Consider the following 20,475-nt stretch of genomic DNA (forward strand, 5'->3'; position numbering starts at 1 on the left):
ACGGACGGGCCATCACAGTGTGCGAGGTAGCAGTGGCAGAAGACATCACCCCTTTTATTCCCGGTAACGACCCCGATGGCGCCGGACTGGCCGCGCTCGACTTCCTGTACCGCTTCGTCGCCGCGGTCGAACTCACCCCCAACGTGGCCGTCCACAGTTGTGACCGCGATGGCACCATCCGCTATTGGAACAAAAGTTGCGAAACCCTGTTCGGGGTGCCCGCCCGGCAGGCGCTGGGGCAACGCCTGACCACGGTGGTGCCGCACCCGGGCCACGCAGACGAATTTGCCGCCCTCATCACCCACGTGTGGGACAGCGGCGAGGTGCCGCCGCCGCGCGACTGGCTGATCAAGCGTGCCGACGGCGGCGAGCGCTGGGTGTATTCAAGCCACTACGCCATCAGCCGCGACGGCTTTAGCCGCCAGGTGCTGTGCATGGAAATCGACGTCACCGCGCGCAAGGTCGACGAACAAAGCCTGCGCCGCGAGGGCGCCAATTTTCGCCAGCTGTTCGAGCGTTCGACCGACGCCATTGTGCTGTTAAAAGGCAATGCGATCATCGACGTCAACCCGGCCGCCCTGCGCCTGTTCGGCTGTCCCGCCCGCGACAGCATGGTGGGCCACGAGTTCCTCGAGTTTTCGCCGGAGCGCCAGCCGGGCGGCGAATCGTCGATGCTGCGCGACGCCGACCTGGCCGGCCGCGCCTATGTCGAGGGCAACGAACGCTACGAGTGGCAGTACCGGCGCTGCAACGGCACGTCCTTCCATGCTGACGTACTGCTCACTTCGCTCGCACTCGATCACGAGCAACTGGCCTACGCCGTCATCCGCGATATTTCCGACCGCCGCGCTGCCCAGCAAACGCTGCAAATGGCGGCGCAGGTGTTCGACAAGAGCCGCGACGCCATCCTCATCATCGACCGCGACCACCATGTGCTGGCGGTCAATCAGGCGTTCACCGAGATCACCGGCTATGCCGCCGACGCCGTCATTGGCCGCGAAGTACCGCATTGGCAAAATGGTCCCCACGACCCGGCCTTCTACCAGCAAATCTGGGACTACCTGGTCGACCACGACCACTGGGAGGGTGAAATTTTCGGCGAACGGGCCAACCACGACATTTATCCCGTGCACGTGGCGCTCACCGCCATCCGCCGCGCCGACGGCGCCGTCGACAGCTATATCGCCATCCTCAGCGACATCACCCACCGCCGCCAGGCCGAGGAGCACACGCGCCACCTGGCCGAACACGACTTTCTCACTGACCTGCCCAACCGCGTGCTGTTTCTCGACCGCCTGCACCAGGCGCTGGCTACGGCACGCCGCCGGCGCACCCTGGTGGCCCTGATGTTCATCGACCTCGACCGTTTTAAACAGGTCAACGACAGCCTGGGCCACCAGGCCGGCGACGTCGTCCTCAAGGAGCTGGCGCTGCGCATGACGCGCTGCGTGCGCACCGTCGATACCGTCAGCCGCCACGGCGGCGACGAGTTCGTCATCATCCTGGCCGATATCCGCGGCGCCGACCAGGCCGCGCACGTGGCCGCCACGCTGATGCAGGCGCTGGCGCAGCCCATGACGATCAGCCACGCGGCGCCGGGCCAGGCCCAGGGCGAACCCGCTGGCCAGATCGAGGGCCAGACCGGCGCCGCCCGGCGCGAGGACCAGGTGATGCTGTCCGCCTCGATCGGTATCGCCATGTTCCCCGGCGACGGCGACGACGCCGACACCTTGCTGCAACACGCCGATGTGGCCATGTACCACGCCAAGCAAGCCGGCCGCAACGCCCTGCAGTTTTTCAGCCCCGAAATGAACGCCCACGTCATCGAGCGGGTGGACATGGAAAATCGTTTGCGCCAGGCGCTGGCGGCGCATGAATTCATCCTCGAGTACCAGCCGGAAATCGACATCGCCAGCGGCCGCACCACCGGCGTCGAAGCGCTGATCCGCTGGCGCCACCCGCAGCGGGGCGTGCTCCATCCCGAGCACTTCATGCCCGTGGCCGAGGCCAGCGGCCTGATCGTGCCGATCGGCGAATGGGTGCTGCGCGAAGCGTGCCGCCAAGGCCGCGTGTGGCGCGACCATGGCTTTCCCGTGGTGGTGGCGGTGAACCTGTCGCGCGCGCAGTTCGTGCACGCGCAACTGATGGGCTTTGTCGACGCTGCGCTGGCGCAATCGGGGCTGGCCGCCCAGTACCTCGACCTGGAAATCACCGAGGCCGTGTTCATGGACCCGGAGCCGGCCACCATTGCCACCATCGATGCGTTGCGCCGGCGCGGCGTGCAACTGACGGTGGACGACTTCGGCACCGGTTACTCAAGCCTGTCGAGCCTGCGCCGCTTTCCCTTGTCGAAACTGAAAATCGACCGCAGCTTTATCGACGACCTGATGCGCGGCCCCGTCGAGCGCTCCGTCATCCCCGCCATCATCGCGGTGGCCCGCAGCCTCAAGTTACGGGTGATCGCCGAAGGGGTCGAACACGAAACCCAGTTGCGCTACCTGGCCGAGCAGGGCTGTGACGCCTACCAGGGCTTCTATGCCAGCGCCGCTTCCAGCACGCCCGACCTCAGCGGCCCACATCGATGAGCCTGGCGGCGACATCGAACAGGCGGATGCGCGTGAGCACCTGGCCGTGGTCGGACGCTTCGGGCACGCCCAGCACCAGGTGGTCATTCAGATAAATCACGTCGACCACCTCACCAATCGCGTTCGGCAGGGCGGCATTGAAGTCCTCTGACACGAGGATATGGTCGATGGTGGTGTACTGGCCATCGTGCATGCTGGAAAAGCCCATGTGGCTGAGGTAGTCGGGCCGCCGCTGCACCTGGTAGGCGTCGAACAGGCGCTCGCCCAGCGGGGCGCCGGCGCCGATGACGATGCCGGTGGTGACGGCATCGGCCACATCGTTGAAGTCGCCCAGCACCACGCGAGGCCGGCCGCTGGCGCGCTGCAGATTGCTGAGCAAGACGCGCAGCGCCACCGCCTCGGTGCCGCGCCGCACCAGCGAGCGCAGGCAGGCGAGCGCGTACAGCAGCGAGTCTTCGCTGGTGTCGCCGGTGCGGTAATCGGGCCGCTTGCTTTTCAGGTGCACCACCAGCACGTCGATGGTCAAGTCGGGCGTGACGGCCACCTGGGCGTGCAGCACGGGACGGGCAAAGCGGTCGGCGTCGCGGCTGCCGGCCGGCATGGCCACGCCGGCGGGAAAGGTGGGATAGCACAGGGCGGCGGCGGCCAGCGGCAGGCGCGAGACGAGCGCGACGGCCGGGGTGGGGCGGTCGCTGTCGGGGTCGCTGTCAAAGCCGACGTGGTGGGCTTCGCGGTACTTGCTGGTGCGCGAGAGCACCAGCTTGAGTATGTCCTGGGAAAAGATTTCCTGAAAACCAATGACGTCGGCATCGAGCAGATCGATCTGTCGTGCCGTCCAGTTGATTTTCGCTTCGAACTGGGCCTCGGTGCATGGCTCGAGATTGTCGTACAGCTTCGCACCGATGGGTCCCAGGTTCAACAGGTTAAAGGTGGCAAAGCGAATTTCCTGCTGCATAATAGAAACTCCTCAATGAACGAACAGCGTATCACGCATGGCCAAAAAAGAGCATATCTCCGAGACACCCGCCACCGCCTTTCTGCGCAAGCACGCCGTGGTGTTTGGCGAGCATCCCTACGCCTACGAGGACAAGGGCGGCACCAGCGTGTCGGCGCGCGAACTGGGCGTCGACGAGCACGCCGTCGTCAAGACGCTGGTGATGGAGGACGACGCGGCCAAGCCCCTGATCGTGCTGATGCACGGCGACTGCAAGGTGTCGACCAAGGAACTGGCACGCCAGATTGGCTGCAAGAAAATCGAGCCGTGCAAACCGGAAGTGGCGAACCGCCACACGGGCTTCCTGGTGGGCGGCACCAGCCCCTTCGGCACGAGGAAATTGTTACCCGTGTATGTGGAGCGCAGCATCCTTGATTTGCCAACGATATATATCAATGGCGGCCGGCGCGGCTACCTGGTCAGCCTGGCCCCGGCCGAACTGTGCCGCCTGCTCGACGTCCGCCCCGTCGAAGTGGCCCTGAGCGAGCGCTGAGCGGGACGATCGTTTGGCGCTTGGTGCCGGTCCCGGCAGGCACGCCGTAACGCTCGACCATGCCGCTGGCGCACAGTCGGCTCGCGTGGGCGTGCCGCGCTCAGGCCGGGGTCGGACCCTTGCAGGGCAACTCGATCGTCACGCACAGACCGCCGCCGATGCGGTTCCTGGCTCCCAGCACGCCGCCGTGGGCGGCGATCACGCGCTGGGCGATGGCCAGGCCCAGGCCATGGCCGTCGACATTGTTGGAGCTGGGATCGGAGCGGAAAAACGGCTGGAAGATGGTGGCCAGGTGCGCCTCGGGCACCCCGGGACCCCGGTCGCGCACGCGGATGAAGACGCGGCCGGCCCCGCCCGCGTTCGCCAGCGTTTGCTGCACCTCGATTTCCACCACGCCGCCGGGCGGACTGTACTTGACGCCGTTGCGCACGATGTTTTCAATGCCCCGCCACAGCAGGTCGGGCGAGCCGGTCACCTGGGCCGCCGCGGCGCCGTTGCCGGCGGCGCCGTCGGCCAGGCTGAGGAACTGCACGCGGCGCCCGCTCAGTTCGGCCTCGAAGTCCGCTTCCGTGGCAATCTCGTGGACCAGTTCACCGATCGCCACTTCTTCCAGCGGCGGCAGGTTGATGGCCGAATCGAGGCGGGACAGGGTCAGCAGTTCGCCCACCAGTTTGTCCATGCGATTGCTTTCGCGTTCGATGCGCGCGAGCGAGGAGGCGAGCTTGTCGGGATTCTGGTGCGCCAGGCCTATGGCGGCGTGCAATCTTGCCAGCGGCGAACGCAGTTCGTGCGAGACGTCGTGCAGCAGTCGTTGCTGGTTGTCCATCAAGGCCCACAGCTTGCCGCTCATGCGGTCAAATTCCGGTCCCAATTCGACCAGTTCGTCGCCCTTGCCCGCCTTGCCGTGGGCGAAGCGGGGCGTCAGGTCGCCCGAGGCGGCGGCGGCGAAGGCGGTGCGCAGGGCGCGGATGGGGCGCGACATGGTCCAGGCCAGGGCCGCGGCGAACACGAAGCTGGCCAGCAGGCCCACCACGATGGTGATGTAGGGAAAGCGCGGGCCGCCGCGGGGGCCGCCGTCCATGCCGGGCAAGGGGCCGCCCTTGAGGGCGCTGGCGGCCAGCACGGGATCGCCACCGCCACCGCCGAACATGGGCGGCGGGCCGACAAAGGCGCGCGCATCGAGGCGCGGGCCAGCGCCGGGAAAACCGCCGCGGCCGGCGCCGTGGATGACGAAGGCCGTCAAGCGCTGGCCGTCCTCGCCCGCGAAATGGCGCACCACCGCGTGCGCCGACGGCGTCCCCAACAGGCTCGTGGCCTGGGCCACCAGGGCCGCGCTGACGGCGCGCGCCTGTAACTGCGTGCCAGCGGCGTCGAGCACCACCAGGCTCGAACCGGCGCCCGTCTGCAGGAAGTCGCGCAAGCCGGTCAGCTTGCCGTATTTGTAGGCGATGGCGGCGGCATCGAGGATGTTGCCGGCGCGGTTGCCCGTGTCGAGCACGGCGGCGCCCTCGCGTGACACGTCCTGGGTCTGGCTGCGCAGCCAGAAGGCGACGCCGACGCCCAGCGAGGCCACCACTTGCGCGAGGAAAATAGCCAGGAAAAATTTCCAGAACAGGCGGCCCATGTCAGTCGCCGATCAACTGGTAGCCCTGCCGGAAGATGGTCAGCAGGCAAGAGCGGCCGTCGGCCAGGGTGCCCAGCTTTTGCCGCAGGCTCGACAGGTGGACGTCGATGTTGCGGTCAAAGCGGGCCAGCGGCCGCCCCAGCGCTTCTTCCGACAGCTCGTTCTTGCTGACGGGGCGGCCGGGATTTCTGGCCAAGACTTCGAGCAGGCTAAATTCGGTGCTGGTCAGTTGCAGCAGCGCGCCGTTCATGCTGGCGCGCCGCGTGGCCGGGATCAGTTCGAGCTTGCCCACCTTGAGCGCCAGCGGTTTGAGGGGATCGGCGGCAGGCGCCTCGGCGCGCCGCAGGATGGCGCGGATGCGCGCTGTCAGTTCGCGCGGCGTGCACGGCTTGGTGACATAGTCGTCGGCGCCCAGTTCCAGTCCCAGGATGCGGTCGGTGTCGTCGCCGCGGCCGGTCAGCATGAGGATGGGCAGGTGGCTGTGTTCGCGCACCCGGCGCAAGGTTTCGATGCCGTTCGTGCCTGGCATCATCACGTCGAGCACGGCGATGGAAAACCCGCCCGCCAGCGCCAGCGCGGTGCCTTTGACGCCGTCATGGGCGGTGCTGACCGAGAAACCTTCCTGGGTCAAGTATTCCTGGAACATTTCCACCAGTTCCACATCGTCGTCGATTAACAGCACCTTTTTCATGGTGCGATCATAACAAAGTGCGCCTGCCGCCGACCTTTGGCAGGCCGATCTTTACACTGATTTACACGGCTTGACGGCGTTTAACGCGGGGCGCCGTCACAATCGTCGCCAAGTTCCCGGATGCCCGTCATGGACGGGCCCGGGGCGCCGTTTCGCGCAAGCGCTCCCGCATTGTTGACTCCACGAGATCCCCCATGACGACATCGCACCATCACAGCCTGGCCGAAGATATTGACGCAATGCTCAAGCTGACCAGCAACCGCCGCCAGTCGATGCGCTGGCTGTTCGCCGGCGCCGCCGCCGCCGCCGCCGTGCCGCTGGTCAGTTGTGGCGGCGGCAGCACCGCCAGCACCGGCACCAGCACCACCACGACCACCAGCACCGGCACCACCGGCACCACCGGCAGCACCGGCACCGGCACCACCGCCAGCAGCGCCACGTGCAGCGTGATCCCCGAAGAAACGGGCGGGCCCTACCCTGCCGACGGCACCAACTCGTCCGTGAGCGGGGTGGCCAACGCCCTGATCCTGGCCGGCATCGTGCGCACCGATATTCGCAGCAGCGTGGCTGGCGCCAGCGGCACCGCGGCGGGCGTGCCGATGACCGTCAAGCTGCAACTGGTCAACGTCAGCGCCAGTTGCGCGTCGCTGGCCGGCGCCGCCGTGTACCTGTGGCATTGCGACCGCGACGGCAATTATTCGCTGTACTCGACGGGCGTGACGAACCAGAATTACCTGCGCGGCGTGCAGGAAGCCGACAGCACGGGCCTGGTCAGCTTCACCACCATCTTTCCCGGCTGCTACGCCGGGCGCATGCCGCACATCCACTTCGAGGTCTATCCCTCGCTGGCCAAGGCCACCAGCGCCGCCAACCGCATCAAGACCTCGCAATTCGGTTTCCCCACCGCCACCCTGACCGAGGCCTACACGGCCACCGGCTACACCGCCAGCGTGCGCAACCTGGCCAATATCAGCTACGCCACCGACAATGTGTTCAGCGACGGCACGGCGCTGCAGATCGCCGCGGTGACGGGCAACATCAGCGAGGGCTACGTCGCCACCTTGCAAGTGGGCGTGAACGCTTGACCGGGCGGGCTGTCTCGAACGGGCCTGGCTGCTTGCTATGATGGCTGGCGACAGGGCCCGTTGATGGTGTATATTCACACCCCGGCGCACCTTGCCGGAGTGATAACAATACCAAGCCGAGAGAGACCATGAACACCCTGATATTCGTCATCGCCGCCTATTTGATCGGCTCGATTTCCTTCGCCGTGGTGATGAGCCGCCTGTTCGGCCTGTCCGACCCCCGCACCTACGGCTCGAAAAACCCGGGCGCCACCAATGTACTGCGCAGCGGTAACAAGAAAGCGGCCATCGCCACCCTGGTCGGCGACGCCGTCAAGGGCTGGTTCGCGGTCTGGCTGGCGCTGCGCCTGGCGCCCCAGTTCGGCGTGGAGGAGGCCGGCATCGCCATGGTGGCGCTGGCCGTGTTCCTGGGCCACCTGTACCCGATCTTTTTCAAGTTTATTGGCGGCAAGGGCGTCGCCACCGCGCTGGGCGTGCTGTTCGGCATCAGCGTCTGGCTGGGCCTGGGCACCCTGGTGACCTGGCTGGTGATCGCCTACGCCTTCCGCTATTCCTCGCTGGCGGCCCTGATCGCGGCCATCTTCGCGCCCTTCTTCTATGGCTTGATGAATGGCGTGGACGCCCTGTTCGTGGCCGTGCTGATCATGAGCGCCCTGCTGGTATGGCGTCACAGCAAGAACATCAGCAATCTGCTGGCCGGCAAGGAAAGCAAGATCGGCAGCAAGGGCACGGCCGCCAAGCCGGGCAAGAAATAAGGCCCCGTCGTGCGCCCCGCTTGAATTTTCCGCACCGCATGCCCATATAGGCGGCTGAACAAAATGGAGAGTGCCATGAGCAAGGAAATGAGGATTGATTTTGTGTCGGACGTGTCGTGCCCGTGGTGCATCATCGGCCTGAAGGCGCTGGAACAGGCGCTGGAAAACGTGGGCGACAGCGTCGACGCCAGCATCCACTTCCAGCCCTTCGAGCTCAATCCGGCGATGGTGCCGGAAGGCGAGGACATCGGCGAGCACATCTTCAACAAGTACGGCGCCGGTCCCGAGCAGCGCGCCCAGAGCACCGAGATGATCCGCGCCCGTGGCGAAGCGCTGGGGTTCGAGTTCGGCAGCCGCGAGCGCATCTACAACACCTTCGACGCCCACCGCCTGCTGCACTGGGCCGAGCTGGAAGGCAAGCAGCACGCACTGAAGATGGCCCTGTTCAGCGCCTACTTCACGGCCGGCGAAAACGTCGGCGCGCACGACGTGCTGGTGCGGCTGGCAGGGCAGGTGGGGCTGGACCAGGCCACCGCGAAGAACATCCTGGTGGGCGACACCTACGGCGTCGAAGTGCGCGAGCGCGAGCAGTTCTTCCAGCGCCACGGCATCAACTCGGTGCCCGCCATCATCATCAACCAGAAACACCTGATTTCCGGCGGCCAGCCGCCGGAAGTGTTCGAGCAAGCCATCCGCAACATCGCTGCGGAAGCGTAAGGCCGCACCATCCTGGTGCAGCGCCCAATCGCGGTGCTGTTCTAACTGTAAATATCACGCCCCGCCGGGCGGCCTGGTGCCGCTTGCCGGGGCGTTGTCGTTTCGCCTCGTTTTTCCTGCTGGCACGCCAATTGCTGATGCTGTGGTATCTGCCGCCGGCGCCCAACGAGGAATTATATGAACGACCATCACAGCACCAGCCGCATCCGCCGCACCATTCTCAAAGCGGGCGCTGGCGCCGGCGCCTCCCTGACGGGACTGGCCAGCGGCGGCGTCTGGGCCGCCGGCTCCGACAAGCCGGAAAAAGAAGAAGTGCGCATCGGCTTCATTCCCCTGACCGACTGCGCCTCCATCGTGATGGCCTCGGTACTGGGCTTCGACAAGAAATACGGCATCAAGATCATTCCCAGCAAGGAATCGTCGTGGGCCAGCGTGCGCGACAAGATGGTCAACGGCGAACTCGACGCCGCCCACGTGCTGTATGGCCTGGTCTACGGCGTGCAGATGGGCATCGGCGGGCCGAAGAAGGACATGGCCGTGCTGATGAACCTGAACCAGAACGGCCAGGCCATCACCCTGTCGAAAAAAATTGCCGACAAGGGCGCCGTCGATGGCGCCTCGCTGGCCAAGCTGATGCAGACTGACAAGCGCGAATATTCCTTCGCCCAGACTTTTCCCACCGGCACCCACGCCATGTGGCTGTATTACTGGCTGGCCAGTTACGGCATCAATCCCATGAAGGATGCCAAGGTGATCACCGTGCCGCCGCCGCAGATGGTGGCCAATATGCGCGTCGGTAACATGGACGGCTTTTGCGTGGGCGAGCCGTGGAACCACCGCGCCATCGTCGACGGCGTCGGCATCACCGCCGCCACCACCCAGGACATCTGGCGCGACCACCCGGAAAAGGTGCTGGGCACCACCGGCGAGTGGGCCAAGGCCCATCCCAACACGGCGCGCGCGCTGATCGCCGCCATCCTCGACGCCAGTAAATGGATCGACGCCTCGCTGTCGAACAAGTCGAAAATGGCCGACACCATCGCCGACAAGTCTTACGTGAACACCTCGGTCGACGTCATCAACCAGCGCATTCTCGGGCGCTACCAGAATGGCCTGGGCAAGACCTGGGACGACCCGAATCACATGAAATTTTTTAACGACGGCACCGTCAATTTCCCGTACCTGTCCGACGGCATGTGGTTCATGACCCAGCACAAGCGCTGGGGCTTGTTGAAAGCCGAGCCCGATTACCTGGCCACCGCCACCGCCGTCAACCAGGTCGCCCTGTACAAGGAAGGGGCCAGCCTGGCCAAGGTGGCGGTGCCGAAAACGCTGATGCGCACGACCAGGCTGATTGACGGCACCGTGTGGGATGGCAAGAATCCCAAGGCCTATGCCGACAGTTTTAAAATCCGCGCCTGAGGAGAATACGCATGAGCGCCGTGATTGATTCCACCCCGGGCGCGCCGCCGTCCGACAAGCCCCGCCGCAGCGAACGGCTGGCCAGCCAGGGCGTGCGGCTGGGCCGCTCGCCGGCCGCCGAATTGCTGCGCCGTATCCTGGTGACGGTGGTGCCGCCGCTGGTGGGCATCGGCTTCCTGCTACTGGTGTGGCAGGCCATTTCCCTCAACAACACGGCGTTTCCCTCGCCGGCAGTGACCTGGGCCGAGGCCGTGAAACTGTTTGCCGACCCGTTCTATGACAAGGGGCCGAACGACCAGGGCATCGGCTGGAATATCCTGGCCTCGCTCAAGCGGGTGGCGGTGGGCTTCGGCCTGGCCGCGCTGGTGGGCATTCCACTGGGCTTCATCATCGGCCGCTTCAAGTTCATGGCGGCCATGTTCAATCCCATCATCAGCCTGTTGAAACCGGTCTCGCCGCTGGCCTGGCTGCCGATCGGCCTGCTGGTGTTCAAGGCGGCCAACCCGGCCGCCATCTGGTCGATTTTTATCTGCTCGATCTGGCCCATGATCGTCAACACCGCCGTGGGCGTGCAGCGGGTGCCGCAGGACTACATGAACGTGGCGCGCGTGCTGAACCTGTCGGAATGGAAGATTTTCACCAAGATCCTGCTGCCCTCGGTGCTGCCCTACATGCTCACGGGCGTGCGCCTGGCCATCGGCACGGCCTGGCTGGTGATCGTTGCCGCCGAGATGCTCACGGGCGGCGTCGGCATCGGTTTCTGGGTGTGGGACGAGTGGAATAATTTGAATGTGCCACACATCATCATCGCCATCGTCGTCATCGGCGTGGTGGGACTGATCCTGGAACAGGCGCTGGTCGCGCTGGCCCGGGCGGTCACGTATGCGGACCCGGGACACTGACATGAGCCAAGCGAAATTTATCGAAGTGCGGGGCGCCGAAATGCGCTTCGACACCAGCAAGGGCAGTTTTCACGCCCTCACCAACATCAACCTGAACATCGAGCAGGGCGAATTCGTCACCCTGATCGGCCACTCCGGGTGCGGCAAGTCGACCTTGCTCAACCTGCTCGCGGGCCTGACCCGCGCCAGCGACGGCGCCCTGATCTGCGCCGGCCGCGAGATCGACGGCCCCTCGCCCGAGCGCGCGGTGGTGTTTCAGAACCACTCGCTGCTGCCGTGGCTGACCTGCTACGAAAACGTCCACCTGGCCGTCGAGCGCGTGTTTGCCGCCACCGAATCGAGCGTGCAACTGCGCGAGCGCACCAACGCCGCGCTGGCGCTGGTGGGCCTGGGCGCCGCCGCCAACAAGCGGCCCCACGAAATCTCGGGCGGCATGAAGCAGCGCGTGGGCATCGCCCGGGCGCTGTCGATGGCGCCCCAGGTGCTATTGATGGATGAGCCCTTCGGCGCGCTCGACGCCCTGACGCGGGCGCACCTGCAGGACGAGCTGCTGCGCATCGTCGCGCAGACGGGCTCGACCGTGGTGATGGTGACCCACGATGTCGACGAGGCGGTGCTGCTGTCGGACCGCATCGTCATGCTCACCAATGGTCCGGCGGCGACCATCGGCGACATCGTGCAGGTGCGGCTGGCGCGCCCGCGCGACCGGGTCGAACTGGCCCACGACGCGCTGTATATCGACTACAAGACGCGGGTGCTGGAATTTTTATACCGGCGCCAGTCGCGCCCCGGCAAAGAGGCGGCCTGAACGCGGGGGGCAGCGCCAGTTATGCAAGTTCGAGCATAATTGGCTGGTGATCGGACGCCGCCGTCTCGGACAGCACTTCCATCGCCGTCACTCTTGGCGCGAGGTCGTCGGTGACGAAAAAATAGTCATAGGTATCGGGCTTTTCCGGCCAGGCGAAGCCGTGCAGGCCGGCCGTGGGCGCGTGCTTCTGCTCGTTCTTGAGGCCCCAGGCGTCCACCAGCGGCAGGGTCGCCCCTTCGCCGGGCGCCAGCAGGGCGGCGTACTCGTCGGAGCCGGGCAGCATATTGAAGTCGCCGCAGTAGATCGCCGAGCCGGGCCGGTAGCCCAGCTGGAACGGCGCATCGAGCGAGGGGTCGGGCTGGAAAATTTTTGCCCGCTCGCAGGCTTCCCAGTGCTGGTAGCGCAGGTACTGGACCTGGGCCATGCGCTGGAGCTTTGAATAATATTCGAGGTGGGTGGTGAGCAGGCGCAGCTTGCCGCCGGGCGCTTCGAGCACCGTTTCGATCAGGCCCCGCGGCATGCCGGCCGGGCTGTCCGGATCGGGCGGCCACGGCAGCATGTAGCGGTGCACCTGGGTCATCCGGTATTTCGACAGCAGCAGGTTGCCGAACTGGCGCGGCAGATTGTTTTGGTAAATTTCCGAGGTGGGCTCGATGACCGCGTGGTAGCCGCCAAAGGCACCGCTCAACTGGCGGAACTGGTTGGCGCTGGCGCCGCCTTCGAGCTCGGGGTGATTTGAGGCGACCTCTTGCAGGCAAATCACGTCCGGATTGAGCTTGCGCAGCACATCGATGATGGCGTGAATGCGAATGCGGCTGTCCTTGCCGCACCCCCAATGAATATTCCAGCTGACAACCCGCATGCCCCACCTCCACATCAAGAAAACGCTGGCATCTTGCCAGTTTTCGGGAGACGACGAGAACACCGTAGGATGTTGTTACAAATTGCCAAGTGGCTGATCGCCGCTACATTGCTGGCGGAAACTTCAATCAGATTTCGCGGATCTCGTCGAGCGACCAACGGGGCCGCACATTAAAACTGTAGTCCTTTTTGGCCGCCAGCGGGTTAATTTGCAGGCGCATGGCGCCGGCGAAGGCGATCATGGCGCCGTTGTCGGTGCAGAACTCCAGCGCCGGATAAAACACCTGGAATTTCTTGTGCACGGCCGCCGCGTCGAGGGCGGCGCGCAGCTGGGTGTTGGCGCCCACGCCGCCGGCGATCACCAGCCGTTTCAGGCCCGTGTGCTTGAGGGCGGCGACGCACTTGGCGGTGAGCACGTCGACGATCGCATCGACGAAGCCGCGCGCGATGTTCGCCTTGTCCTGCTCGCTGATGTTCGCGACGATTTTTTCGGGGTGATTTTTCACCACGGTCAGCACCGCCGTTTTCAGGCCGGAAAAGCTGAAATTGAAATCCTTCGAATGGAGCATGGGCCGCGGCAGCTTGTAGGCCAGCGGATCGCCTGATTCGGCCAGGCGGGAAATGGCCGGGCCGCCCGGATAACCGAGGCCGAGCAGCTTGGCCGACTTGTCGAACGCTTCTCCGGCCGCGTCGTCGAGGGTTTCTCCCAGCAGTTCGTACTGGCCGACGCCGTCGACCCGCATCAATTGCGTGTGGCCGCCCGATACCAGCAGTGCAATGAAGGGAAAGGCGGGCGGATGGGGCGCCAGCAGGGGCGACAACAAATGCCCCTCCAGGTGGTGCACGCCCAGCACCGGCTTGTCGATCGCCAACCCCAGCGCGCACGCCACCGACGAGCCCACCAGCAGGGCGCCGGCCAGTCCCGGGCCTTGCGTGTAGGCGATCGCGTCGACCTCGTCGAGGCGCTTGCCGGCGCCGTCGAGCACCTGCTCGAGCAGGGGCAGGGCGCGGCGGATATGGTCGCGCGAGGCCAGTTCCGGCACCACGCCGCCATAGGCCTCGTGCATGGCCACCTGCGAGTGCAGGGCGTGGGACAGCAGGCCGCGCTCGGTGTCGTACAAGGCGAGACCGGTTTCATCGCAGGAGGATTCGACGCCGAGAACAATCATGAGCTGCAGACAAAAAATGGGGGAGGGCAGTATTGTAAAGCAAGGCCGTCCATGGGCCGCGGGGGCGCATGGACGGCCGGGTCATGCTGGCGCCGCCTGATCAGGGCCGTTGCAGCAGCTCCTGGTGGGCCGCGCGCAGCATCGTTTGCGTCGCCTCCCAGTCGATGCAGCCGTCCGTCACCGAGCAGCCATATTTTAATTGCGACAGGTCGGCGGGAATCTTCTGGTTGCCGCCCGCAATGTTCGACTCGATCATCACGCCCACCAGCGAGCGGTTGCCGTGACGGATCTGCTGGATGACGTCCGACATCACCAGCGGTTGCAGCTCTGGTTTCTTGTAGCTGTTCGCGTGCGAGCAGTCCACCACGAGGTTGGCCGGCAGGCCCGCCTTGGCCAGCGCCTGCTCGGCGATCGCCACCGACACCGAATCGTAATTGGGGCGGCCGTCGCCGCCGCGCAGCACCACGTGGCCGTAGGCGTTGCCGCTGGTGCGCACGATCGACACGGTGCCTTCCTCGTTGATGCCGAGGAAGGAGTGCGGGTGGGCCGAGGACAGGATGGCGTTGACGGCAATGCTGATGTCGCCGTCGGTGCCATTTTTAAAGCCAACCGGGGTCGACAGGCCGGACGACATCTCGCGGTGGGTCTGCGACTCCGTCGTGCGCGCGCCGATGGCGGTCCAGGCGATCAGGTCGCCCAGGTACTGGGGAGAAATCGGGTCAAGCGCTTCGGTCGCGGTGGGCAAACCCATTTCGCAGACGTCGAGCAGGAAGCGGCGCGCCTTCTCCATGCCCTGGTCGACGCGGAAGGAATCGTCCATGTCGGGGTCGTTGATATAGCCCTTCCAGCCGGTGGTGGTGCGGGGCTTTTCAAAATACACGCGCATCACCAGCAGCATGGTGTCGGCCACCTCGGCTTGCAGGGCGAGCAGGCGGGCAGCGTAGTCGAGGCCGGCGACGGGATCGTGGATCGAGCAGGGCCCGACCACCACGAACAGGCGCTTGTCCTTGCGGTCGATAATGTTGCGCAAGGCTTCGCGACCCTTCATGACGGTGTCGAAGGCGCTGGCGGTCAGGGGCAGTTTGCCGTGCAGTTCGATGGGCGAGGGCATGCGCGCGAACGAGCTGACGTTGGTATTTTCAATGGCGGGGGTGGTCATGGCGCACTTTATAGATGGACGTGGATCAAGAATCAGTGTAGCCGCAAATGGGCCTTTTTGCTGAGGCAGCCCTTGCCGCTGGGATAATTTGTGCCAAATGGCGGTGCCCAGTGTAAGCTTTCACCATGCACCCATCGACCCTCTCCACCGAACCCTTCGCCGCCGCCCGCTTCATCAAAGAAATTGGCCGCGGCAAAAAAGGCGCGCGCAGCATGACGCGCGACGACGCCCGTTCCCTGTATGCCGCCATGCTTGACGGGCGCGTGTCCGACCTCGAACTGGGCGGGATCTTGCTAGCCATGCGCATCAAGGGCGAGTCGGTCGATGAAATCGCCGGCTTTCTCGACGCCGCCGAAGCGTCGTTTGCGCCGCTGCCGCAGCCGGCCGGGCCGTTCGCCCCCGTGCTCATTCCCAGCTACAACGGCGCGCGCAAGATGGCCAACCTGACGCCCCTGCTGGCGCTGTTGCTGGCGCGCCAGGGCGTGCCCGTGCTCGTCCATGGTGTCAGCCGCGATCCGGGCCGCGTGACGACGGCCGAAATTTTCGCGGCGATGGGCCTGCCCGCCGCCACCGACGCCGCCGGCGTGGCGCTGGCGCAGCGCCTGGGCCAGCCGGCCTTTCTGCCGATCGAACTGCTGGCGCCGAAGATGCACCGCCTGCTGGCCTTGCGCCGTATCCTGGGCGTGCGCAATTCCACCCACACCCTGGTCAAGATATTGCAGCCGTATGCGGGGCCGGCCCTGCGGCTGGTGTCCTACACCCACCCGGAATACCTGGAAATGCTGGCCGTGTATTTTGTCGACGCGGCGCCGCGGGGGCGGGGCGACGCCTTCCTGATGCGCGGCACCGAGGGCGAAACGGTGGCCAACGCCAACCGCGCCAACCAGATCGACTGGTTCCACGACGGCGAGCGCACCCTGCTGGTGCCGCGCGACGCCCCCACCGACCTGCTCGCCCCCGCCCCGGAAGCGCGCGAGGCCGGCCCCACCGCCGCCTGGATCGGCGCCGTGCTGGCAGGCGAGGCGCCCGTGCCGGCCCCGATCGCCGAGCAGGTGGCCCAGTGCGTGGCGGCCTCGCGCCGGCTGGCCGGGGCTGGCGATGGCCCCCGCTGAACTGGCATAATGGCGGGTTAAACATTTCGAATCGGCAGCAACCATGGCAAAAGAATACGACGTCGCAGTGATCGGAGCGGGCGCGGCCGGCATGATGTGCGCGGCAGTGGCAGCCCAGAACGGCAAGCGCGTCGTCCTTGTCGACCATGCCGCCAAGCTGGCGGAGAAAATCCGCATCTCTGGCGGCGGGCGCTGCAACTTTACGAACATCAACACCATGCCGGCCAATTTCCTCTCGGCCAATCCGCATTTCGCCAAGAGCGCCCTGTCGCGCTACACGCCGCAGGATTTCCTGGCGCTGCTGAAAAAGCACCGGGTGGGCTTTCACGAAAAGCACCGGGGCCAGCTGTTTTGCGACACCTCGGCCGAGCAGATCATCGAACTGCTCAAGGCCGAGTGCGCCAGCGGCGGCGTGACCTGGCGCATGCCCACCAAGGTCGAGTCGCTCGAACAGATGGACGACGGCTTCCTGCTGGCCACCGACACGGGCGACATCCTCGCCCAGAGCGTGGTGATCGCCACAGGCGGGCTGTCGATCCCGAAAATCGGCGCCACCGATTTCGCCTACCAGATCGCCGCGCAATTTGAGCTGGCCGTGGTCGCGCCGCGGCCCGGCCTGGTGCCCTTGACCTTCGACGGCCCCGCCTGGGAAGCGTTCGCGCCCCTGTCGGGCATCGCCCTGGAAGTGGAAGTGGAAACCAGCTCCGGCAAGGGCAAGACGGCGATCAAGGGCAAGTTCCGCGAAGACCTGTTGTTTACCCACCGGGGCCTGTCCGGTCCCGCCATCCTGCAGATTTCCAGCTACTGGCTGCCGGGCACGCCGATCATCGTCAACCTGCTGCCGGAAGTGGACGTCGCCGCCGAACTGATCGAGAACAAGGGCACCCTGAAGAAGCAGATGGGCAACCTGCTGGCGCAATGGCTGCCCACCCGCCTGGCCGAACGCTTGCTGGAAGTGGCCGACATCCCCGCCGACGCGCGCCTGGCCGACATGCCCGACGCCAAACTGAAGAAGCTGGGCGACGCCATCAACCGCTGGGCCATCGTGCCCACCGGCTCGGAAGGCTATCGCAAGGCCGAAGTGACGCTGGGCGGCATCGACACGCGCGAACTGTCGCAGCAGACCATGGAAAGCAACAAGGTCGCCGGCCTGTATTTCATTGGCGAAGCGGTCGATGTGACGGGCTGGCTGGGCGGCTACAATTTCCAGTGGGCCTGGGCCTCGGCGGTGGCGGCCGGTACCGCCTTGAGTTGAGGCCGGTGTGGGCGATACGCCAAACGGGACAGCTAAAGGCTTCCCTTGTCGCCGAAAGCCTGCTACACTCTCCTTCTTCCCTAAATCAAACGGTTTGAATTTTTACATGACCACTATTCGCCTTAAAGAAAACGAGCCGTTCGAAGTCGCCATGCGTCGCTTCAAGCGCACGATCGAAAAAACTGGTCTGCTGACCGAACTGCGTGCTCGCGAGTTCTATGAAAAGCCAACCGCTGAGCGCAAGCGCAAGCTGGCAGCTGCCGTGAAGCGTCACTACAAGCGCATCCGCAGCCAACAACTGCCTAAGAAATTATTCTAAGATAGCTGGTCCAGTGATCCGCGACGGCTTGTCTGTCCGGGTCAATGGTCTGATGCATCGCAGACCCGCTCCGGTTTTACCGCAGCGGGTTTTGCCTTTTATACTATCGACTTTATCGTTACCAACTAATTGACCACGAGGATGTCATGGGCCTGAAAGAACAGATCACCGAAGACATGAAAACGGCGATGCGCGCAAAAGACGCGGGCCGCCTGGGCACCGTGCGCCTGATCATCGCCGAGATCAAGCGCAAGGAAGTTGACGAGCGCATCGACGTGAGCGACGAGCAAACCCTGGCCATCATCGAAAAGATGATCAAGCAGCGCAAGGATTCGATCACCCAGTTTGAAGCCGGTGGCCGTGCCGACCTGGCCGACATCGAAAAAGCCGAACTGGTGGTGCTGACCGCGTACATGCCGGCCGGCCTGTCGGAAGAAGAAATCGGCGCCGCCGTCGCCGAGGCGGTGACCGCGTCGGGCGCCGCCGGTCCCCGGGACATGGGCAAAGTGATGGCCCTGATCAAGCCGAAGATGCCAAAAGGGACCGACATGGGCCTGGTGTCCTCGCTGATCAAGAAAGCCCTGGCCGCCTGATGGCGGGCAGGGGTGGCCCGCGGGCGCCCCTGCCATTGGCGACTTGCGGTACATCAAGCTTCAGCCACGCTCAGCGGTATAGTCTGACCCCACTCAAACCCTGACACACTGCAGTGATTCCTCAATCCTTCATCACCGATTTGCTCAACCGTGTCGACATCGTCGACGTGGTAGGCAAGTACGTCCAGCTCAAAAAGGGCGGCGCCAATTACATGGGGCTGTGCCCGTTCCACAACGAAAAGTCGCCCAGTTTCACCGTCAGCCCCACCAAGCAGTTCTATCACTGCTTCGGCTGCGGCGCCCACGGCACCTCGATCGGTTTCATGATCGAGTACTCGGGCATGGGCTTCGTCGACGCCGTCAAGGACCTGGCCCAGGGCGTGGGCATGGTGGTGCCCGACAACGACGACAAGATCCCGCCCGCCCAGCGCGCCGCCCAGGCCGCGCAATCGCTGGCGCTGACGGACGCCATGACGCAGGCCTGCGATTTTTACCGGGGCCAGCTCAAAACCGCCACCGACGCCATCGCCTACCTGAAAAAACGGGGCCTGACGGGCGAAGTGGCGGCCCGCTTCGGCATGGGCTATGCCCCCAGTGGCTGGGACAACCTGAAGTCCGTGTTTCCCGACTACGAGGTGCTCGCGCTGGTCGAGTCCGGCCTGGTGATCGACAAGGTCGACGAGGACGGCGGCAACAAGAAGCGCTACGACCGCTTTCGGGAGCGCATCATGTTCCCGATCCGCAACACCAAGGGCCAGGTGATCGGCTTTGGCGGGCGGGTGCTCGACAATGGCGAACCGAAATACCTGAACTCGCCGGAAACCCCGCTGTTTCAGAAGGGGCTGGAACTGTACGGCCTGTTTGAAGCGCGCCAGGCGATCCGCGACGCCGGCTACGTGCTGGTGACGGAAGGCTATATGGACGTGGTGGCCCTGGCCCAGCTGGGTTTCCCGCAAGCGGTGGCCACGCTGGGCACGGCCTGCACCAACACCCACGTGCAAAAGCTGTTGCGCCAGACCGACACCGTCATCTTCAGCTTCGATGGCGACAAGGCGGGCCGCCGCGCCGCCCGCCGCGCGCTCGAAGCGTGCCTGCCGCAAGTGACGGACAACAAGACCATCAAGTTCTTGTTCTTGCCGACCGAACATGATCCCGACAGTTTCGTGCGCGAGCGGGGCTACGAAGCGTTCGAGCAGGAAATCCACGAAGCGATGCCGCTGTCCTCGTTCCTGTTGCGCGAAGCGCAGGGCGAGAACGACCTCGACACGCCGGAAGGCCGTGCCCGCGCCCAGTTCGACGCCAAGCCCCTGTTGCAGGCGATGGCGCCGTCGTCGCTGCGCCTGCAGATCGTGCGCGGCCTGGCCAGCATGACCCAGTCGACGCCGCCGGAAATCGAAACCCTGTTCGAACTGGCCAAGCCCGTCTCGGTGGCCAGAAGGGCGCCGCCGCGCCAGGGCCGGCCGCAGCCGGTGGGGCTGGAATTGCAGATGCTACGCCATCTTGTTGCGCATCCGCCACTCAGCCTTACCCTGGATGAATCGGCACTGCAATGTTTCGACTTTTTCGGCCCCGAATCGGCCGAACGCCTGCGACAATTGGTCGCCGCCGGCCAGGCGTTGGGCGAATTCGGCGGTTTCGCGGCGCTGTCGCAGCAACTCAAGGAGATCAGTGTCGAGTACGACGCCATCATCGCCGAGATCGCCGCCGAACCGGAGTCCGATTTTGACAGCGTCAAAACCTGGCTGGCCGGGGCGGTGAGGCAGATCAAGAAAGAGACGTTAAAACAGGAGCTTAGCCAGTTGTTTTCTTCCGGCTTGACCTCAGATCAGATGGGCATCCGGTATCGGGAAATCACCGCCATCCAGAACCAGCTGACGCTCGAGGAGGAGGCCGACAAGACCCAGCGCTAGCCCGGCAAACGGCGCCGGCGG

At 65.1% G+C, this 20,475-nt stretch carries 19 protein-coding genes; 13 read left to right on the forward strand and 6 right to left on the reverse strand.

Annotation, left to right across the window (positions count from 1 at the left end):
* Nucleotides 1-32 precede the first annotated feature (32 nt).
* Nucleotides 33-2,585: a sensor domain-containing protein gene (locus ACP7EY_RS09070; protein ID WP_426192631.1), complete on the forward strand. Its 2,553-nt coding sequence runs from the start codon at nt 33-35 to the stop codon at nt 2,583-2,585.
* On the opposite strand, the gene ACP7EY_RS09075 is transcribed toward ACP7EY_RS09070, so the two are convergent.
* Nucleotides 2,566-3,540 (reverse strand): endonuclease/exonuclease/phosphatase family protein, encoded by a 975-nt coding sequence (locus tag ACP7EY_RS09075; protein WP_426192633.1) that lies wholly within the window; start codon nt 3,538-3,540, stop codon nt 2,566-2,568. The genes ACP7EY_RS09070 and ACP7EY_RS09075 overlap by 20 nt on opposite strands.
* A 37-nt stretch (nt 3,541-3,577) precedes the next feature.
* Between ACP7EY_RS09075 and ACP7EY_RS09080 the strand changes: the two genes are divergently transcribed.
* Entirely contained in the window at nt 3,578-4,072 is a 495-nt protein-coding gene (locus tag ACP7EY_RS09080; protein ID WP_426192635.1) for an aminoacyl-tRNA deacylase, read from the forward strand.
* 100 nt (nt 4,073-4,172) lie between these two features.
* On the opposite strand, the gene ACP7EY_RS09085 is transcribed toward ACP7EY_RS09080, so the two are convergent.
* Nucleotides 4,173-5,696 (reverse strand): ATP-binding protein, encoded by a 1,524-nt coding sequence (locus ACP7EY_RS09085; RefSeq protein ID WP_426192637.1) that lies wholly within the window; start codon nt 5,694-5,696, stop codon nt 4,173-4,175.
* Between the two features lies 1 nt (nt 5,697).
* Complete coding sequence (locus ACP7EY_RS09090) at nt 5,698-6,387, reverse strand: response regulator transcription factor (RefSeq protein ID WP_426192639.1); 690 nt, start codon at nt 6,385-6,387, stop codon at nt 5,698-5,700.
* A 194-nt stretch (nt 6,388-6,581) separates the two neighbouring features.
* Here ACP7EY_RS09090 and ACP7EY_RS09095 point away from each other — a divergent pair, with 194 nt between their 5' ends.
* From ACP7EY_RS09095 to ACP7EY_RS09120, 6 genes are all read left to right on the forward strand, one after another.
* Complete coding sequence (locus ACP7EY_RS09095) at nt 6,582-7,472, forward strand: intradiol ring-cleavage dioxygenase (RefSeq protein ID WP_426192641.1); 891 nt, start codon at nt 6,582-6,584, stop codon at nt 7,470-7,472.
* A gap of 128 nt (nt 7,473-7,600) precedes the next feature.
* Complete coding sequence (gene plsY / locus ACP7EY_RS09100) at nt 7,601-8,227, forward strand: glycerol-3-phosphate 1-O-acyltransferase PlsY (protein ID WP_426192643.1); 627 nt, start codon at nt 7,601-7,603, stop codon at nt 8,225-8,227.
* A 75-nt stretch (nt 8,228-8,302) separates the two neighbouring features.
* The gene (locus ACP7EY_RS09105) at nt 8,303-8,944 is read left to right on the forward strand and encodes a DsbA family oxidoreductase (RefSeq protein ID WP_426192645.1); all 642 of its coding nucleotides are present in this window, start codon (nt 8,303-8,305) and stop codon (nt 8,942-8,944) included.
* A gap of 177 nt (nt 8,945-9,121) precedes the next feature.
* Nucleotides 9,122-10,366: a CmpA/NrtA family ABC transporter substrate-binding protein gene (locus tag ACP7EY_RS09110; RefSeq protein WP_426192647.1), complete on the forward strand. Its 1,245-nt coding sequence runs from the start codon at nt 9,122-9,124 to the stop codon at nt 10,364-10,366.
* 11 nt (nt 10,367-10,377) lie between these two features.
* Nucleotides 10,378-11,268 carry a nitrate ABC transporter permease gene (gene ntrB, locus ACP7EY_RS09115; protein ID WP_426192649.1) on the forward strand — a complete coding sequence of 297 codons (891 nt, stop codon included), beginning with the start codon at nt 10,378-10,380 and terminating at the stop codon, nt 11,266-11,268.
* A 1-nt stretch (nt 11,269) separates the two neighbouring features.
* Nucleotides 11,270-12,076, forward strand: coding sequence for an ABC transporter ATP-binding protein (locus ACP7EY_RS09120; protein WP_426192651.1), 807 nt, complete (start codon nt 11,270-11,272; stop codon nt 12,074-12,076).
* 19 nt (nt 12,077-12,095) lie between these two features.
* Here ACP7EY_RS09120 and ACP7EY_RS09125 read toward each other — a convergent pair whose 3' ends face one another.
* The 3 genes from ACP7EY_RS09125 to ACP7EY_RS09135 all read right to left on the reverse strand — a co-directional run bounded on the left by ACP7EY_RS09125 (nt 12,096) and on the right by ACP7EY_RS09135 (nt 15,265).
* Nucleotides 12,096-12,938: an endonuclease/exonuclease/phosphatase family protein gene (locus ACP7EY_RS09125; protein ID WP_426192653.1), complete on the reverse strand. Its 843-nt coding sequence runs from the start codon at nt 12,936-12,938 to the stop codon at nt 12,096-12,098.
* 127 nt (nt 12,939-13,065) lie between these two features.
* Nucleotides 13,066-14,106, reverse strand: coding sequence for a tRNA (adenosine(37)-N6)-threonylcarbamoyltransferase complex transferase subunit TsaD (tsaD, locus tag ACP7EY_RS09130; protein WP_426192655.1), 1,041 nt, complete (start codon nt 14,104-14,106; stop codon nt 13,066-13,068).
* A gap of 100 nt (nt 14,107-14,206) precedes the next feature.
* A complete protein-coding gene (locus tag ACP7EY_RS09135; RefSeq protein ID WP_426192657.1) occupies nt 14,207-15,265 on the reverse strand; it encodes a 3-deoxy-7-phosphoheptulonate synthase in 1,059 nt (352 codons plus the stop codon).
* A gap of 125 nt (nt 15,266-15,390) precedes the next feature.
* Between ACP7EY_RS09135 and ybiB the strand changes: the two genes are divergently transcribed.
* From ybiB to dnaG, 5 genes are all read left to right on the forward strand, one after another.
* Entirely contained in the window at nt 15,391-16,377 is a 987-nt protein-coding gene (gene ybiB, locus ACP7EY_RS09140) for a DNA-binding protein YbiB (protein ID WP_426192659.1), read from the forward strand.
* A 43-nt stretch (nt 16,378-16,420) separates the two neighbouring features.
* Nucleotides 16,421-17,632 carry an NAD(P)/FAD-dependent oxidoreductase gene (locus ACP7EY_RS09145; RefSeq protein ID WP_426192661.1) on the forward strand — a complete coding sequence of 404 codons (1,212 nt, stop codon included), beginning with the start codon at nt 16,421-16,423 and terminating at the stop codon, nt 17,630-17,632.
* A 106-nt stretch (nt 17,633-17,738) separates the two neighbouring features.
* A complete protein-coding gene (rpsU, locus tag ACP7EY_RS09150) occupies nt 17,739-17,951 on the forward strand; it encodes a 30S ribosomal protein S21 (RefSeq protein WP_008451879.1) in 213 nt (70 codons plus the stop codon).
* A 146-nt stretch (nt 17,952-18,097) separates the two neighbouring features.
* Nucleotides 18,098-18,544, forward strand: a complete 447-nt coding sequence (locus ACP7EY_RS09155) for a GatB/YqeY domain-containing protein (RefSeq protein WP_426192663.1) — start codon at nt 18,098-18,100, stop codon at nt 18,542-18,544.
* Nucleotides 18,545-18,657: 113 nt separating this feature from the next.
* Nucleotides 18,658-20,454 carry a DNA primase gene (gene dnaG / locus ACP7EY_RS09160; protein ID WP_426192665.1) on the forward strand — a complete coding sequence of 599 codons (1,797 nt, stop codon included), beginning with the start codon at nt 18,658-18,660 and terminating at the stop codon, nt 20,452-20,454.
* The last annotated feature ends 21 nt before the right edge of the window (nt 20,455-20,475 follow it).

It is taken from the genome of Massilia sp. DWR3-1-1 (genome assembly GCF_049898325.1).
GTDB lineage: Bacteria > Pseudomonadota > Gammaproteobacteria > Burkholderiales > Burkholderiaceae_D > JAFCUW01.